Source organism: Stenotrophomonas sp. YJH_SMC_65 (assembly GCF_059369475.1).
Window position 1 is genome coordinate 15,952 of the sequence record NZ_JCAFSR010000003.1, and the last position, 14,487, is coordinate 30,438.

Genomic DNA, 14,487 nt, shown 5'->3' on the forward strand with positions numbered 1-14,487 from the left:
TGTTTTGCAATGGCGCACTCGGCAGTTGGGCACGACGATCACCATCACCAGCAGAGTTTCTTCGAGCGTTGGTTCTTCTCGACCAACCACAAGGATATCGGCACGCTGTACCTGGGTTTCAGCTTCATCATGTTCATCATCGGCGCGGCGATGAGCGTGGTGATCCGCGCCGAGCTGGCACAGCCCGGCCTGCAGTTCGTCAAGCCCGAGTTCTTCAACCAGATGACCACCGTGCATGCGCTGGTGATGATCTTCGGTGGCGTGATGCCGGCCTTCGTCGGCCTCGCCAACTGGATGATCCCGCTGCAGATCGGCGCGCCGGACATGGCGCTGCCGCGCATGAACAACTGGTCGTTCTGGTTGCTGCCGGTGGCCTTCAGCCTGCTGCTGCTGACCCTGTTCCTGCCCGGTGGTGCGCCGGCTGGTGGCTGGACGCTGTATCCGCCGCTGTCGCTGCAGGGCGGCTACAACGTGGCCTTCAGCGTGTTCGCTATCCACGTGGCCGGCATCAGTTCGATCATGGGTGCGATCAACATCATCGCCACCGTGCTGAACATGCGTGCGCCGGGCATCGACCTGCTGAAAATGCCGATCTTCTGCTGGGCCTGGCTGATCACCGCGTTCCTGCTGATCGCGGTGATGCCGGTGCTGGCCGGTGCGGTGACCATGCTGCTGACCGACAAGTTCTTCGGCACCAGCTTCTTCAACGCCGCCGGTGGCGGTGACCCGGTGATGTACCAGCACATCTTCTGGTTCTTCGGGCACCCCGAGGTCTACATCATGATCCTGCCCGCCTTCGGCGTGGTCAGCGAGATCATCCCGACCTTCAGCCGCAAGCCGCTGTTCGGCTACCAGGCGATGGTATACGCCACCGCGGCGATCGCGTTCCTGTCGTTCATCGTCTGGGCCCACCACATGTTCACCGTGGGCATGCCGCTGGGCGGCGAGATCTATTTCATGTTCGCCACCATGCTGATCTCGATCCCGACCGGCGTGAAGGTGTTCAACTGGGTCAGCACCATGTGGCGTGGCTCGCTGACGTTCGAGGCACCGATGCTGTGGTCGGTGGCCTTCGTCATCCTGTTCACCATCGGTGGCTTCTCCGGCCTGATGCTGGCCATCGTGGCCGCCGACTTCCAGTACCACGACACCTACTTCGTGGTCGCGCACTTCCACTACGTGCTGGTGACCGGTGCGGTGTTCGCGCTGATCGCCGCGGTGTACTACTGGTGGCCGAAGTGGACCGGGCGCATGTACAGCGAGAAGTGGGCCAAGGTGCACTTCTGGTGGTCGATCGTGTTCGTCAACCTGCTGTTCTTCCCGCAGCACTTCCTCGGCCTGGCCGGCATGCCGCGCCGCATTCCCGATTACAGCGTGGCGTTTGCCGACTGGAACCTGATCAGCTCGATCGGTGCGTTCGGCATGTTCGTCACCCCGTTCATGATGGCCGCGATCCTGCTGTCCTCGCTGCGCAACGGCGAGAAGGCCGAAGCGCGTTCCTGGGAGGGTGCACGCGGCCTGGAATGGACGCTGCCGTCGCCGGCACCGGCGCACACCTTCACCACCCCGCCGACCATCCGCCCGGGGGATCTGGCGCATGACGACATCACGCATTGAGGTGGGGCATGCATAACGAGAGCCCGCTGCAGACCTGTAGAGCCGAGCCATGCTCGGCGGATGAGAAGCAGCCGACCAGCGGTCGGCTCTACCAGGGCGGAAGCATCGAGCAGCAGCGCCAGCGTGCGAAGCGCACGGCGGTGTGGGTCGGCGCCATCGCTGTGCTGGTCTACGTCGGCTTCATCCTCAGCGGGGTGATCGGCCGATGAGCGAGGCACCGGCCAGCACACCGTCACGCAGTGCCGGGCTGCCGCGCCTGATCGGCGTGGCGGTGGCGGTGTTCCTGCTGACGTTCTCGCTGGTGCCGCTGTACCGCATTGCCTGCGAGAAGGTGTTCGGCGTGCGCCTGGAACGCGGTCCCGGTGGCGAAGCCAGCGCAGGTGCCGCGGCCGGCAAGCGCACCGTGCGGGTGGAGTTCGATGGCGGCGTCAATTCGCGACTGCCGTGGTCGTTCCATCCTGAGCAGCTGACCATGGACGTGGTGCCCGGCGAGCTCAACGAGGCGCTGTACTTCGCCCGCAACGACAGCGCAGCTGCCGTGGTCGGCAGCGCGGTGCCTTCGGTGGCACCGGCGCGTGCGTCGGGCTTCTTCAGCAAGACCGAGTGCTTCTGTTTCACCGCGCAGACGCTGCAGGCCGGCGAGAAGCGCGACATGCCGGTGCGCTTCATCGTCGATCCGGACCTGCCGCCGGAGATCAGGACGATCACCTTGTCCTACACCTTCTACCGCAACGACGCGCTGTCCGATCGGCTGGCCCCGGCCGCCACCTCGGACGGCGCGCACGCCGCACCCTGACCCGGATACCGACATGGCCCAGACACCGACCGACGCCAACGTGTACTTCGTCCCGGCCCAGAGCAAATGGCCGTTCGTGGGTTCCATCGCCATGATGGTGACCATGGTGGGCGTGGCCAGCTGGCTCAACGATGCCAGCTGGGGACGCTGGACGTTCTACATCGGCATCGCGATGCTGGTGCTGACCCTGTTCTGGTGGTTCAGCGACGTGGTGCGCGAATCGCAGGCCGGCAACTACAACCACCAGGTCGACGGATCATTCCGGATGGGGATGATCTGGTTCATCTTCTCCGAGGTGATGTTCTTCGGCGCGTTCTTCGGCGCGCTGTTCTACACCCGCAACCTGGGCCTGTCGTGGCTCAGTGGCGAAGGCCGTGGGGTCATGACCAACGAGCTGCTCTGGCAGGGCTATTCCGCCGGATGGCCGACCAATGGCCCGGCGGCGATCGGTGGCGCGTTCCAGACCATCCCGGCCTGGGGCCTGCCACTGATCAATACGCTGATCCTGTTGACCTCCGGCGTGACCCTGACCATCGCCCACCACGCACTGAAGTCCGGCAACCGCCGCCAGCTGCTGATCTGGCTGGGCCTGACCGTGGTGCTCGGCCTGGGCTTCCTGACCCTGCAGGCAGAGGAGTACATCCATGCCTACAAGGAACTGAACCTGACGCTCGGCTCCGGCATCTACGGGTCGACGTTCTTCATGTTGACCGGCTTCCACGGCGCGCACGTGCTGCTGGGCACGATCATGCTGATCGTGATGTGGCTGCGTTCGGCCAAGGGACACTTCACCCGCGACAACCATTTCGGTTTCGAAGCCGCCGCGTGGTACTGGCACTTCGTCGACGTGGTGTGGCTGATGCTGTTCCTGTTCGTCTACGTGCTTTGATCAGGCGCGCATCGGTGGTCTCAGCCGCCGATGCCGTGTGGTTTGATCCAGCCCATGTAGATGCTCACGATCACCAGCAGGATCAACGCTACCGACACCGCGATGCGGCGCGTCAGTGCATTGACCGTGCGCTTGGTCTGGCCGCGGTCGACCAGCAGGTAGTACAGGCCGGCGCCCAGATTCCAGACGATGACGATCAGAAACGCGATTACCAGCAGGGTCTTCAGCGAATCACTCATGCGCGGCTCGAGGGCAGGGTGGATGTGCCTATCTGACCGCGTTTGCGCGGACTTGTCATGATGCGCCAGCACACGCGCGTGTTCGGATGGTTGCTGGCCGTGCTGGCGATGGCCGGATTCACCGCATTGGGGCTGTGGCAGCTGCAGCGCATGCATGCCAAACAGGCAATGTTGGATGCACAGGGTCCAGCCGTGGCACAGGCGTTGCCGCTGTCGGAGGCCCTGGCGGCGCCCGGCGCGTTGCACGGCGTGGCCGACCACGGTCGCTTCCTGCCCGGCGTGGTACTGCTGGACAACCAGATCCGGCATGGCCGCGCTGGCGTGAAGATCTATCGCCCCTTCCGCAGTGACGACGGCAGCGTGCTGCTGGTCGACCTCGGTTGGCGTGCGCTGCCGCCGGATCGCACGCTTCCGGAGGTGCCGTCGCCGCCTTCGCCGGTGGCCGTGCGCGGGCTGCTCGCGCCGCCACCATCGGCGGGACTGCTACTGGGCCCGGCGTTCTCTGCTACCGGTGAGGCCGGGCGCTGGCTGGCCAGCCGGTTGCCGGACGACGGGCTGGCGCGCGCGCTGGGGCTGCAGGCGCTACCCGACCGCGTGCTGAGGCTGGACCCGGCGCTGCCCTTTGGCGACGAGCGCGATCTGGACCTGCTGCCGAACACGCTGCCGCCTCAGCGCCACCTGGGCTACGCCGTGCAGTGGTTCGGGCTGGCCCTGACCGTGCTGGTGGTGGCCGTGGTGCTGGAGCGGCGGCGGAGGCGCGTGATTACCCGGTAGTGCCGGCCGCTGGCCGGCAACCCCCGCAATCCTGGATGCCGGCCAGCGGCCGGCACTACCGGCATCCCCTACCCAACCATGAGAAAATGCCCCGCATGAACACTGCTACGTCCCCGCAGGCGCGCGGTTCCGGCCGCCGGACCCTGGTGCTGCTGTTTGCCGTGTTCTTCGGGGCGATGGCACTGGCCGCCGTGCTGCGCTTCTCCGGCTGGCAGCCGACCGGGCACCGCAATGCCGGCCAGCTGCTGAAGCCGCCGGTGGACCTGCGCCAGCAGGCGCCGACCCTGGCCAGCGGCCAGTCCTACCCCTGGAACCCCGAGGCCCGTACCTGGCGCCTGCTGGTGGCCCCGGCCGGTGCCTGCGACGCGCAGTGCGTCACTTTGTCGCAGGGACTGGGCAAGGTGTGGCAGCTGTTCGGCCATAACGCCGATAATGTCGAGATCCTGTGGCTGGGTACGCCACCGGCGTCGATCGCCTCGCTGCCCGCGCTGCGGCCGCTGGCTCCGTCGCCAGCCCTGCGCGCGGCGTTGCCGGGCGTCGATGATCCGGCGGGACTGCCGGTCTACGTGATCGATCCGAACGGCTTCGTGATCATGCGCCATGCCCCGGGTTCCGACCTCGGTGGCCTGCGCAAGGACATGGCCACGTTGCTGAAACTGAAGTGAGTCCCGTTTGATGAGCCTTTCCGCGCGTCCGGCGCTGCACCGCAATTTCCACCGCCTGGCGTGGTTCGCCATGATCATGACCGCGAGCACGATCATGTTCGGCGCCTTCGTGCGCCTGTCCGATGCCGGCCTGAGCTGCCCGGACTGGCCGACCTGCTATGGCCAGGCCACCTGGCCGCAGCACGTGGAAGAGACCATCGGCCACCCGGCGGCGGAGATCCGCCCGCTGGAGACCCACAAGGCCTGGCGAGAACAGGTGCATCGCTTCCTGGCCGGCGCGCTGGGCATCGAGATCCTGACCCTGGCGCTGCTGGCAACGCGCAAGCGGCGATTCGGAAGCACGGCGGTGGTGGCCGCCTGCGTGCTGGTGGCCGCCGGCATACCGCTGTACATGATGGGCTGGCACGGCACCGCCAGTGCCCTGGCCTTGACCGGCGAGGCGATCCTGCTGATCGCCGCGCTGCGCTGGAGCAACATCGATCTCGCACGTGCGGCGCTGCTGACCTTGGCGGTGGTGATCTTCCAGGCCCTGCTGGGCATGTGGACGGTGACCCTGCTGCTCAAACCCATCGTGGTGATGGGCCATCTGCTGGGCGGCATGCTGATGTTCGGCCTGCTGGTGTGGATGGCCTGGCGCGCGACGCACATGCCGATCACCCTGGCTGAAGCGCCGAAGCTGAAGTGGCTGATGCGCATCGGCGTGGCAGTGCTGGTTACCCAGATCGCGCTGGGTGGTTGGGTCAGCGCCAACTACGCCGCACTCGCCTGCGGCGGTGGCAGCGCCTCGCTGGACAACTTCCCGCGCTGCGCCAACCAGTGGTGGCCGCAGCACAACTTCGTCGAAGGCTTCACCCTGTGGCGCGGCATCGGCGTGGATTACGAAGGCGGTGTGCTGGATGGCGCTTCGCGCATCGCCATCCAGATGGCGCACCGCCTGTTCGCGGTGGTGGTGGCCGTCTACCTGCTGTGGCTTGGCGTGCGCCTGTTCCGGTTGCCGAGCATGCGTGGCTGGGCCAGCGCGCTGATCGCGCTGCTGGTGCTGCAGGTCACGCTCGGCATCCTCAACGTGAAGCTGGCGCTGCCGCTGGAAGTGGCCGTGGCCCACAACGGCGTGGCCGTTGCCCTGTTGTTCGTACTGGTCAGCCTGCTGGCCCGCCTGCGTGCCCCGGACTGATTCCATGTTTTCCAATTACCGCCAGTACTGGGACCTGACCAAGCCCAAGGTCGTCGCCCTGATCGTCTTCACCGCCCTGGTCGGCATGGTCCTGGCCATCCCCGGCGTGCCGAGCTGGGAGCAGGTGCGCGCCGGCCTGCTCGGCTTCCTCGGCATCTGGCTGGCGGCCTCGGCCGCGGCCGCCATCAACCAGCTGCTGGACGCGCACATCGATGCGCAGATGGCGCGCACCTCGTGGCGCCCGCTGGTGGTGGGCAAGGTCAAGCCGTGGCAGGTGCTGGTGTTCGCCGGCGTGCTGATCGTGCTGTCGATGACCCTCCTGGTGCTGTGGGTGAACCTGATCACCGCAGTGCTGACCTTCGCCTCGCTGATCGGCTACGCGGTGATCTACACCGTGTACCTCAAGCGTGCGACCTCGCAGAACATCGTCATCGGTGGCCTGGCCGGCGCGATGCCGCCGATGCTGGGCTGGGCCGCAGTGACCGGCATGCAGGGTTCGTCGGACTGGGCGTACTCGTCGCTGCTGGTGCTGATCATCTTCATCTGGACCCCGCCGCACTTCTGGGCGCTGGCGATCTTCCGCCGCGAGGATTACGCCAAGGCGGAGATCCCGATGCTGCCGGTGACCCACGGCGTGGCGCATACCCGCAAGCAGATCATGGTGTATTCGGTGGTGCTGGCGCTGGTGTGCCTGCTGCCGTACCTGGTGGGCATGAGCGGTGCGTTCTACCTGGGCGGCGCGATCGTGCTCAACGCCGTGTTCCTCTGGTACGCCTGGCGCATGCTGGACCCGCCGGACGAGCTGTTCTCGATGAAGATGTTCTATTACTCCATCGTCTACCTGATGGCGCTGTTTGCCTTCCTGCTGGTGGACCACTGGATCCTGCCCTGGCTGTGACCTCGGGGTCGGATCCCCGAAGGGGCTCTGACCCCACCTGATCGCGCGGACATCCTCGCATGACGTGGATCACCTTGAACCGCCGTCTCGGCGTCGCCATTGCTGTTCCTGACCCCAGGGAAAGGAAGCAGCAGGGATGCATTCGTTCTTCCGTTGGACCACCGCGCTGATGCTGGCGCTGGGCATGGCCGTGACCGCGCATGCCGACGACACTACCGCGCAGATCCGCCAATACGCCGCTGGCCATCGCATGCTGGTGCTGGGCGAATTCCACGGCACACGCGAGACGCCACTGCTGGTGCGGCAGCTGGTGGACGACTACAGCCGCAATGGCGCGCCGGTCCTGCTGGCGCTGGAACTGCCACGCGCCGAGAACCCTGTGCTGCGCGACTATCTGGAATCCGATGGCGGGGCCGCGGCGCGCCGGCACCTGCGCGGCCGCGCGTTCTGGACCGTGCGCGATGACCAGCATGATGGTCGCCGCAGCCGCGACATGCTGGCGATGATCGAAGGCCTGCGTGTGCTGAAGGCGCAGGGGCGCGTGATCGAAGTGGTTGGCTATGACGTCAATGCCAGCAGTGGCGGCAACCAGGCGCGCGATGACTTCATGGCAGCCGAATTGCGACGGCTCTATCGAGGGTTGCCAGACAATGCACGCATGCTGGTGCTGACTGGCAATGTCCACGCCATGCTGCGGCGGCCGGAAGGTATGCCGCCGGAAATGCAGAGGCGGCCGATGGCCTCCCAGCTGCGGGACCTGGATATCTACAGCGTGCGGTTGGGTGCGCTGCGTGGCCAGGCGTGGGCGTGCGCGGACCGTTGCATGGCGCGGCCACTTCCAGAGCAGGTGGCCCCGCGGCTGCGGGGCGATACCCATGCGGAACGGGCGTACGACCTGTGGGTGTGGATGCCGGAGCTGAGCGTCGGCACGCTCGTGGATCCGTAGCGTCAGGCAACCCATCCACGCATGGCGTGGATCTACTGTGGTTCACGCCATCCGTGGTATGGAGTAGATCCACGCCATGCGTGGATGGTCTACCCGGAACAACCCGCGCGCCCTGTCAGGGCTTGCGCCGCGCATACCGCTGCGCGATCACGCCGCAGACGATCAGCTGGATCTGGTGGTAGATCATCACCGGCAGCACGATGGCGCCCAGGCTGCCGCCGGCGAACAGCACCTTGGCGATCGGCACGCCGGTGGCCAGGCTCTTCTTCGAGCCGCAGAACACGATGGCGATCTCGTCCTCGCGGTTGAAGCGCAGGCGACGGGCGATGAAGGTGATCAGCGGCATGGCGATGCCCAGCAGCACAGCGGCCACGATGGCCACAGCCAGCAGCGACAGCAGCGGGGTCTTGCTCCACAGGCCTTCGGTCACCGCTTCGCCGAACGCCGAGTACACCACCAGCAGGATGGTGGCCTGGTCGGTGTAGCGCAGCAGCGCGCGCTGGCGTTCCACCCAGCCGGCAATCCACGGCCGCAGCAGGTGGCCGGCCACGAACGGCACCAGCAGCTGCAGCATGATGCCGCCGATCGCATGCAGCGGATCATGGATGCCGCCCGAGGTGCCGGCCAGCGCGGTCAGCAGCAGCGGGGTCAGGAACACGCCGAGGATGCTCGACAGCGAGGCGCTGCACACCGCTGCGGGCACGTTGCCATGCGCCATCGAAGTGAACGCGATGGACGACTGCACGGTGGAGGGCAGGGTGCACAGGAACAGCACGCCCAGGTACAGCTCCGGGGTCAGCAGCCAGCCCGACAGCGGCTTGAACATCAGCCCCAGCAGCGGGAACAGGATGAAGGTGCAGGCCAGGATGGTCAGGTGCAGCCGCCAGTGCAGCATGCCGCCGATGATCGACTCGCGCGGCAGGCGCGCGCCATGCAGGAAGAACAGCGCGGCGATGGCGACGGTGGTGACATCGTCGAGGACGATGGCGGCGGCGCCCTTCATCGGCAGCAGCGAGGCCAGGCCGACGGTGCACAGCAGGGCGAGGGTGAAGTTGTCCGGTCGCAGGCGCGACCACCAGCGTGTCATGGTGGGCAGGGTCCTTGGTGCGGAGGGTTCAGGGCGAGGTGACCGGCGTGGCCAGGCGTTGGCGGGTGGCGGCTTCCAGCGACTTCAGGCCAGCACGCTGGCCCAGCTGAAGGGCCTGTTCGGGGCTGGCATGTTCGTACCGTGCATTGACCAGGCCGAGCACGGCGCCGGCGCGGTTGCCGGACGCACAGTGCAGCAGCACCGGCCCCTGGCTCTGCTGCAGGGCCAGGTGCACGGCGCGCACGTTGGCCGTATCCAGGCCATCGGCGCCGGCCACCGGAATGCGCACGTAGCGCAGGCCCAATGATTCGGCGACGCGGGTTTCATCGAAGCCCCGGTCCTCGCCGGGCTGGCGCAGGTCGATCACAGTGCGCACGCCCTGTGCAGCCAAGGCCTGCAGCTGTGCGGCGCTGGGCTGGCCGCCGGCATACAGGCCGGGGCGGACTTCGTTGAGGGGCGCGTCTTCGGCCAGGGCCGTCAGTGACAGGCAGAGCGACAACAACAGCAGGCAGGTCAGGCGCAGCAGCATGGTCTTCTCCGTGAAAACGTTCTGCCGCTACAGGCGCAGTCCGGCGCGCGCCTTCAGCAGCTCGCGCAGTTCGTACTTGTCAGTATCGTCCAGGCCCTGCTGGCGCTGCTTTGCCAACAACTCCTCCAGACGTTGCACCAGCAGCTGTTTCTCCAGCTGTGCCACTGCGTCGTGCAGTTCCTGGGTCCAGCTGGCCTCGGTGCCGGGCAGCGTCTGTGCGGCCAGGGTATGCAGCGAGGCCTGTTCCTCCCGCCCGTCGAAGTGTTCCAGCAGGGCGCCGGTACTGATGTCCGGGCGCTGTTCGACCAGCCCCAGCAGCTCCAGCAGCAGTTCCACGCCGGGCAGGCGCAGGCCCTGGAAGTGGTGCTTGCCGCCCAGCGTCAGCGCCAGCGACGGCTGCTGCAGCAGTACGGCGATCGCGCCGCGCACCAGGCTGCGCTTGGCCACGGGCTGGATCGTCCGCTGCGGCTGGCGTTGCGGCATCGGCGCGCGCGTGGCCTGGGCAGTACCGCCCAGGCCGGTCAGCTGCGCCAGCTGCTGCTTCATCAGGTCGCCAAAGGCGCCGTCGGGAATCTGCGCCAGCATCGGCTTGGCGCGTTCGGCCAGGCGTGCCTTGCCATCGAGCGTGCCCAGGTTGATCTCGCGGGTCAGTTCATCGAAGAAGAACTGCGACAGCGGCGTGGCCTGCTTCAGGCGTTCGTTGAAGGCCTCGGCGCCTTCCTTGCGCACGATGGTGTCCGGGTCCTCGCCATCGGGCAGGAACAGGAAGAACGCCTGGCGGCCATCCTTCATGCGCGGCAGCACCGATTCCAGCGCCTTCCAGCCGGCGCGGCGGCCGGCGGCGTCGCCGTCGAAGCAGAAGAACACGTCCGGTGCGTTGCGGAACAGCAGCTCGGCATGGTCCGGCGTGGTCGCGGTACCCAGCGTTGCCACCGCCTGGGTGACGCCGAACTGGAACAGCGAGACCACGTCCATGTAGCCCTCGACCACGATCAGCCGCTCGATCTTCTGGTTGGCCTGGCGCACCTGCCACAGGCCGTACAGTTCGCGGCCCTTGTGGAACAGCGCGGTCTCGGGCGAGTTGAGGTACTTGGGGCCGTCGTCCTTCTCGAACACGCGGCCGCCGAAGGCGATCACCCGGCCACGGCGGTCGAAGATCGGGAACATCACCCGGTCGCGGAACTTGTCGTAGACGTGGCCGCGGTCGTTCTTGGAGAACAGGCCGGCGCGGTCGAGCAGCTTCATGCGCCGCTCGTCCTTGCCCAGCGCGTCGCGCAGGCCGCTGTAGCCATCCGGCGCGTAGCCGATCTGGAAGCGCGCGCGGTTCTCTTCGTCCACGCCACGGCCATCCAGGTAGCTGCGGGCCTTCTCGCTGCCCTCCAGGTTCTTCTGGAAGAACTTGGTCGCCGCGTCCAGCGCCGAGTACAGCTCGCGGCTGTCGTCCTGCTGCTGCGGGCTGCGCGGATTCTCGTTGCGCGGCACTTCCATGCCGGCGCGCTTGGCCAGTTCATCCACCGCGTCGAGGAACTCGAGGCGGTCGTAGTTCATCAGGAAGCTGATCGCGGTGCCGTGCGCGCCACAGCCGAAGCAGTGATAGAACTGCTTGGTGGGCGAGACCGTGAACGACGCCGATCGCTCGTCATGGAACGGGCAGCGGGCGGCGTACTCCTTGCCCTGGCGCTTCAACGGCACGCGGCTGCCCACCACCTCGACGATGTCGGTGCGGGCGAGCAGGTCGTCGATGAAAGCGTCGGGGATACGGGCCATGGGCAACAGGGCAGGGCGCGGTGCAGGACCACGCGACGGAACCGGGGGCGGTCGGCCTAGTTTACCCCCTGTCGGGCACCTGGCTGGCGGTTGCCGGATCAATGCCGGCTGCGGCCAGGTGATGACGCGCGCGCAGGCGCTCATCGATCACCGCCGTCATCAGTGCGCCAACGAAGAACACGACGGTGGCGTAGTAGATCCAGACCAGCGAGATCACCAGCGCACCCATCGAGCCGTAGGCACTGCCGGGGGCCACGGTGGCGATGTAGACGCCGATGCCGTAGCGGCCCAGTGCGAACAGTGCCGAGGTGATGACGCCGCCGATGAAGGCCTGGCGCCAGGCCACGCGGCGGTCGGGCAGGTAGTGGTACATGAAGGCGAAGCCGACTGCGTAAAGCAGCAGGCTCGTGACGTACCCCAGCGCGGGCAGGATCGAGGGCAGCTGGGCGAAGGCCACCTGCAGTACCGTGGTGGCCGTCATCGACAGGATCAGCAGGAAGCCCAGGGCCAGCACCACGCCGAACGAGAACACGCGCTTGCGCAGCCAGGCCTTGAGGCCTTCCAGGCGCTCGCCGCTGGTGCGGAAGATCAGGTTCAGTGCGTTCTGCAGCTGGGCGAACACGGCGGTGGCGCCGACGAACAGCAGCAGCGTGCTCCACACACCCGCCAGCGAGCCGACATCCGGCTGGTTGTCGGCGTTCTTCAGAACGGTTTCGGCCACGGTAGCCGCGCTGCTGCCGGCCACCGAGCTGATCTGGTCGATCAGCGCCTGCTGGGCCGGTGGGTACAGCGAGGCGGTCAGCCACAGCAGCAGCACCAGCAACGGTGCCATCGACAGCAGGGCGTAGAAGGAGACGGAAGCTGCCTGGGTCAGCACGTCGACGTCGATGAAGCGCTTGGCCACCGCCATCGGAAAGCTGTCCTGCAGGCGCTTGAGGTACTTGTGCAGGGACACGGGAACGTTGGGCTCGGGTTCAACCATGTGTGCGGTTGTAGCAGGCGACCGACGAAGGTGCGGTGAAGCGGGTGCATCAATGGGGTCAGAGCCCTTCCGCGCTGCGGAAGGGATCCGCCCCCAGGTGCTGGATTACGCCAGCAGCTGCTTGACCAGCTTGGAGACCAGGCCCATGTCGGCCTGGCCGGCGAGCTTGGGCTTCAGCGCGCCCATCAGCTTGCCCATGTCGGCCGGGCCGGCGGCACCGGTCTCGGCGATGGCGGCCTGGATGGCGGCCACGATCTCGGCCTCGCCCATCTTGGCCGGCAGGTAGGCTTCGATGACCACGATCTCGGCGCGCTCGATCTCGGCCAGGTCTTCGCGGTTGGCGGCTTCGTACTGGCTGACCGAGTCCTTGCGCTGCTTGACCATCTTGTCGAGCACGGCGATCACGGCGGTGTCGTCCAGCTCGATGCGCTCGTCCACTTCGCGCTGCTTGATGGCAGCGTTGATCAGGCGGATCACGCCCAGCTTGTGCTTCTCGCCCGCCTTCATGGCGGCCTTCATGTCTTCGGTGAGCTGCTGCTTCATGCTCATGAGGAACCTCGTGGTGGTAGGTGGGGCGGGGCGGATGCCCGAACCCGGAAACGCAAAAAGCCGGCGACGCTCGCGCGTGCCGGCTTCGGCTCCATCGCGACAGGCAGGCCCGCCGCAATGAAGATGCGTCCGATCAGTACAGGCGCTGACGCTTGGTGACGTCGCGCGACGAGCGGCGCAGCTGACGCTTCACAGCAGCGGCGGCCTTGCGCTTGCGCTCCTGGGTCGGCTTTTCGTAGAACTCGCGCTTGCGGGTTTCGGCCAGCACACCGGCCTTTTCGCAAGTGCGCTTGAAGCGGCGAAGAGCAAACTCGAAGGGCTCGTTCTCGCGGACTTTGACGCTGGGCATGGAATCTCCGGGACACAGTAGAACCGGGTCACGCCCGGCGAGCCGCACATTATAGCGGCGAAACGACAAACTGCAAGCGGCCAACCCTGAATACGGGCCGGGGGTTCGAAAGCAGTGAGATCTGCACGTCCCCCCGAGGGGGCGGCAGGGGCGTCATAATAGCAGGCATGCGAGTCCTTGGCATCGAATCTTCCTGTGATGAGACCGGCGTGGCGGTGTATGACACCGACCTGGCCGGCAGCGCGGCCCTGCGCGCCCATGCGGTCTACAGCCAGATCGCCCTGCACGCCGAATACGGTGGTGTGGTGCCCGAGCTGGCCAGCCGCGACCATGTCCGCAAGCTGCTGCCACTGGTACGCCAGACCCTGGCCGACGCCGGCCTGGGCGTGGGCGATATCGATGGCGTGGCCTACACCGCCGGTCCCGGCCTGGTCGGCGCGCTGCTGGTGGGCGCTGGCGTGGCGCGTTCGCTGGCCTGGGCGCTGGAGGTGCCGGCCGTGGGCGTACACCATATGGAAGGCCACCTGCTGGCCCCGCTGATGGAAGACGACCCGCCGGAAGCGCCGTTCGTGGCGCTGCTGGTGTCCGGTGGCCACACCCAGCTGGTGGCGGTGGATGCGATCGGCCAGTACCGCCTGCTGGGCGAGACCCTGGACGACGCGGCCGGCGAAGCCTTCGACAAGACCGCCAAGCTGATGGGCCTGCCGTACCCGGGCGGCCCGCAGCTGGCCAGGCTGGCCGAGCAGGGCACGCCGGGCGCGTACCGCTTCGCGCGGCCGATGACCGACCGCCCTGGGCTGGATTTCAGCTTCTCCGGCCTGAAGACCCAGGTCCTGATGGCCTGGCGCGACAGTGACCAGAGCGAGCAGACCCGCGCCGACATCGCCCGGGGCTTTGAGGACGCGGTGGTCGAGACCCTGTCGATCAAGTGCGAGCGCGCACTGGAAGCGGCCGGGACCAACGTGATCGTGGTGGCCGGCGGCGTCGGCGCCAACACGCGCCTGCGCGCCCGCCTGCAGCAGATGGCCGAGCGCCTCGGCGGCCGTGCCTGCTTCCCGCGGCCGGCACTGTGCACCGACAACGGGGCGATGATCGCCTTCGCCGGCGCGCTGCGCCTGCAGGCCGGCCAGCACAGCCCGCCGAAGGTGGATGTGACACCGCGCTGGGACATGGCGACCCTGCCGGCGGTCTGAGCCGGTGGCGCCGGGCCATGCCCGGCGGACGCA

17 protein-coding genes are annotated in these 14,487 nt (G+C 67.2%); 10 read left to right on the top strand and 7 right to left on the bottom strand.

Annotation, left to right across the window (positions count from 1 at the left end; all coding sequences use genetic code 11):
• Nucleotides 1–9: 9 nt before the first annotated feature.
• From ctaD to AC5P7A_RS06080, 4 genes are read left to right on the top strand one after another with little or no spacing between them, the layout of a single operon-like run.
• The gene (ctaD, locus tag AC5P7A_RS06065) at nt 10–1,617 is read left to right on the top strand and encodes a cytochrome c oxidase subunit I (RefSeq protein WP_004153896.1); all 1,608 of its coding nucleotides are present in this window, start codon (nt 10–12) and stop codon (nt 1,615–1,617) included.
• An 8-nt stretch (nt 1,618–1,625) separates the two neighbouring features.
• Nucleotides 1,626–1,826, top strand: a complete 201-nt coding sequence (locus AC5P7A_RS06070) for a hypothetical protein (RefSeq protein ID WP_032957755.1) — start codon at nt 1,626–1,628, stop codon at nt 1,824–1,826.
• Nucleotides 1,823–2,413 carry a cytochrome c oxidase assembly protein gene (locus tag AC5P7A_RS06075; protein WP_014645692.1) on the top strand — a complete coding sequence of 197 codons (591 nt, stop codon included), beginning with the start codon at nt 1,823–1,825 and terminating at the stop codon, nt 2,411–2,413. Before AC5P7A_RS06070 ends, AC5P7A_RS06075 begins: the two co-directional genes overlap by 4 nt.
• Before the next feature lie 13 nt (nt 2,414–2,426).
• Nucleotides 2,427–3,302, top strand: coding sequence for a cytochrome c oxidase subunit 3 (locus AC5P7A_RS06080; RefSeq protein WP_014645693.1), 876 nt, complete (start codon nt 2,427–2,429; stop codon nt 3,300–3,302).
• 20 nt (nt 3,303–3,322) lie between these two features.
• Here AC5P7A_RS06080 and AC5P7A_RS06085 read toward each other — a convergent pair whose 3' ends face one another.
• Nucleotides 3,323–3,541, bottom strand: coding sequence for a twin transmembrane helix small protein (locus AC5P7A_RS06085; protein ID WP_005412025.1), 219 nt, complete (start codon nt 3,539–3,541; stop codon nt 3,323–3,325).
• Nucleotides 3,542–3,598: 57 nt separating this feature from the next.
• On the opposite strand from AC5P7A_RS06085, the gene AC5P7A_RS06090 reads away from it, so the two are divergent.
• From AC5P7A_RS06090 to AC5P7A_RS06110, 5 genes are all read left to right on the top strand, one after another.
• The gene (locus tag AC5P7A_RS06090; RefSeq protein ID WP_014645694.1) at nt 3,599–4,315 is read left to right on the top strand and encodes an SURF1 family protein; all 717 of its coding nucleotides are present in this window, start codon (nt 3,599–3,601) and stop codon (nt 4,313–4,315) included.
• A gap of 95 nt (nt 4,316–4,410) precedes the next feature.
• Nucleotides 4,411–4,980 carry a redox-active disulfide-containing membrane protein gene (locus AC5P7A_RS06095; RefSeq protein ID WP_046428212.1) on the top strand — a complete coding sequence of 190 codons (570 nt, stop codon included), beginning with the start codon at nt 4,411–4,413 and terminating at the stop codon, nt 4,978–4,980.
• A 10-nt stretch (nt 4,981–4,990) separates the two neighbouring features.
• Nucleotides 4,991–6,154, top strand: coding sequence for a COX15/CtaA family protein (locus AC5P7A_RS06100; protein WP_495219953.1), 1,164 nt, complete (start codon nt 4,991–4,993; stop codon nt 6,152–6,154).
• Between the two features lie 4 nt (nt 6,155–6,158).
• Nucleotides 6,159–7,052, top strand: coding sequence for a heme o synthase (cyoE, locus tag AC5P7A_RS06105; RefSeq protein WP_046428214.1), 894 nt, complete (start codon nt 6,159–6,161; stop codon nt 7,050–7,052).
• A 136-nt stretch (nt 7,053–7,188) separates the two neighbouring features.
• Nucleotides 7,189–7,998 carry a hypothetical protein gene (locus AC5P7A_RS06110; RefSeq protein WP_032957767.1) on the top strand — a complete coding sequence of 270 codons (810 nt, stop codon included), beginning with the start codon at nt 7,189–7,191 and terminating at the stop codon, nt 7,996–7,998.
• Between the two features lie 115 nt (nt 7,999–8,113).
• On the opposite strand, the gene AC5P7A_RS06115 is transcribed toward AC5P7A_RS06110, so the two are convergent.
• The 6 genes from AC5P7A_RS06115 to rpsU all read right to left on the bottom strand — a co-directional run bounded on the left by AC5P7A_RS06115 (nt 8,114) and on the right by rpsU (nt 13,261).
• Nucleotides 8,114–9,085, bottom strand: coding sequence for a bile acid:sodium symporter family protein (locus AC5P7A_RS06115; RefSeq protein WP_032957769.1), 972 nt, complete (start codon nt 9,083–9,085; stop codon nt 8,114–8,116).
• A gap of 28 nt (nt 9,086–9,113) precedes the next feature.
• Complete coding sequence (locus AC5P7A_RS06120) at nt 9,114–9,614, bottom strand: protein tyrosine phosphatase family protein (protein WP_032957770.1); 501 nt, start codon at nt 9,612–9,614, stop codon at nt 9,114–9,116.
• Nucleotides 9,615–9,641: 27 nt separating this feature from the next.
• Complete coding sequence (gene dnaG / locus AC5P7A_RS06125) at nt 9,642–11,381, bottom strand: DNA primase (RefSeq protein ID WP_032957772.1); 1,740 nt, start codon at nt 11,379–11,381, stop codon at nt 9,642–9,644.
• Nucleotides 11,382–11,442: 61 nt separating this feature from the next.
• Nucleotides 11,443–12,363: a YihY/virulence factor BrkB family protein gene (locus AC5P7A_RS06130; RefSeq protein ID WP_032957774.1), complete on the bottom strand. Its 921-nt coding sequence runs from the start codon at nt 12,361–12,363 to the stop codon at nt 11,443–11,445.
• A 105-nt stretch (nt 12,364–12,468) separates the two neighbouring features.
• On the bottom strand, nt 12,469–12,912 hold the full coding sequence (locus AC5P7A_RS06135) for a GatB/YqeY domain-containing protein (protein ID WP_014645703.1): 444 nt from the start codon (nt 12,910–12,912) through the stop codon (nt 12,469–12,471).
• A 133-nt stretch (nt 12,913–13,045) separates the two neighbouring features.
• Nucleotides 13,046–13,261, bottom strand: coding sequence for a 30S ribosomal protein S21 (gene rpsU / locus AC5P7A_RS06140; RefSeq protein WP_002808376.1), 216 nt, complete (start codon nt 13,259–13,261; stop codon nt 13,046–13,048).
• Nucleotides 13,262–13,428: 167 nt separating this feature from the next.
• On the opposite strand from rpsU, the gene tsaD reads away from it, so the two are divergent.
• Nucleotides 13,429–14,454, top strand: coding sequence for a tRNA (adenosine(37)-N6)-threonylcarbamoyltransferase complex transferase subunit TsaD (tsaD, locus tag AC5P7A_RS06145; RefSeq protein WP_032957776.1), 1,026 nt, complete (start codon nt 13,429–13,431; stop codon nt 14,452–14,454).
• Nucleotides 14,455–14,487 lie beyond the last annotated feature (33 nt).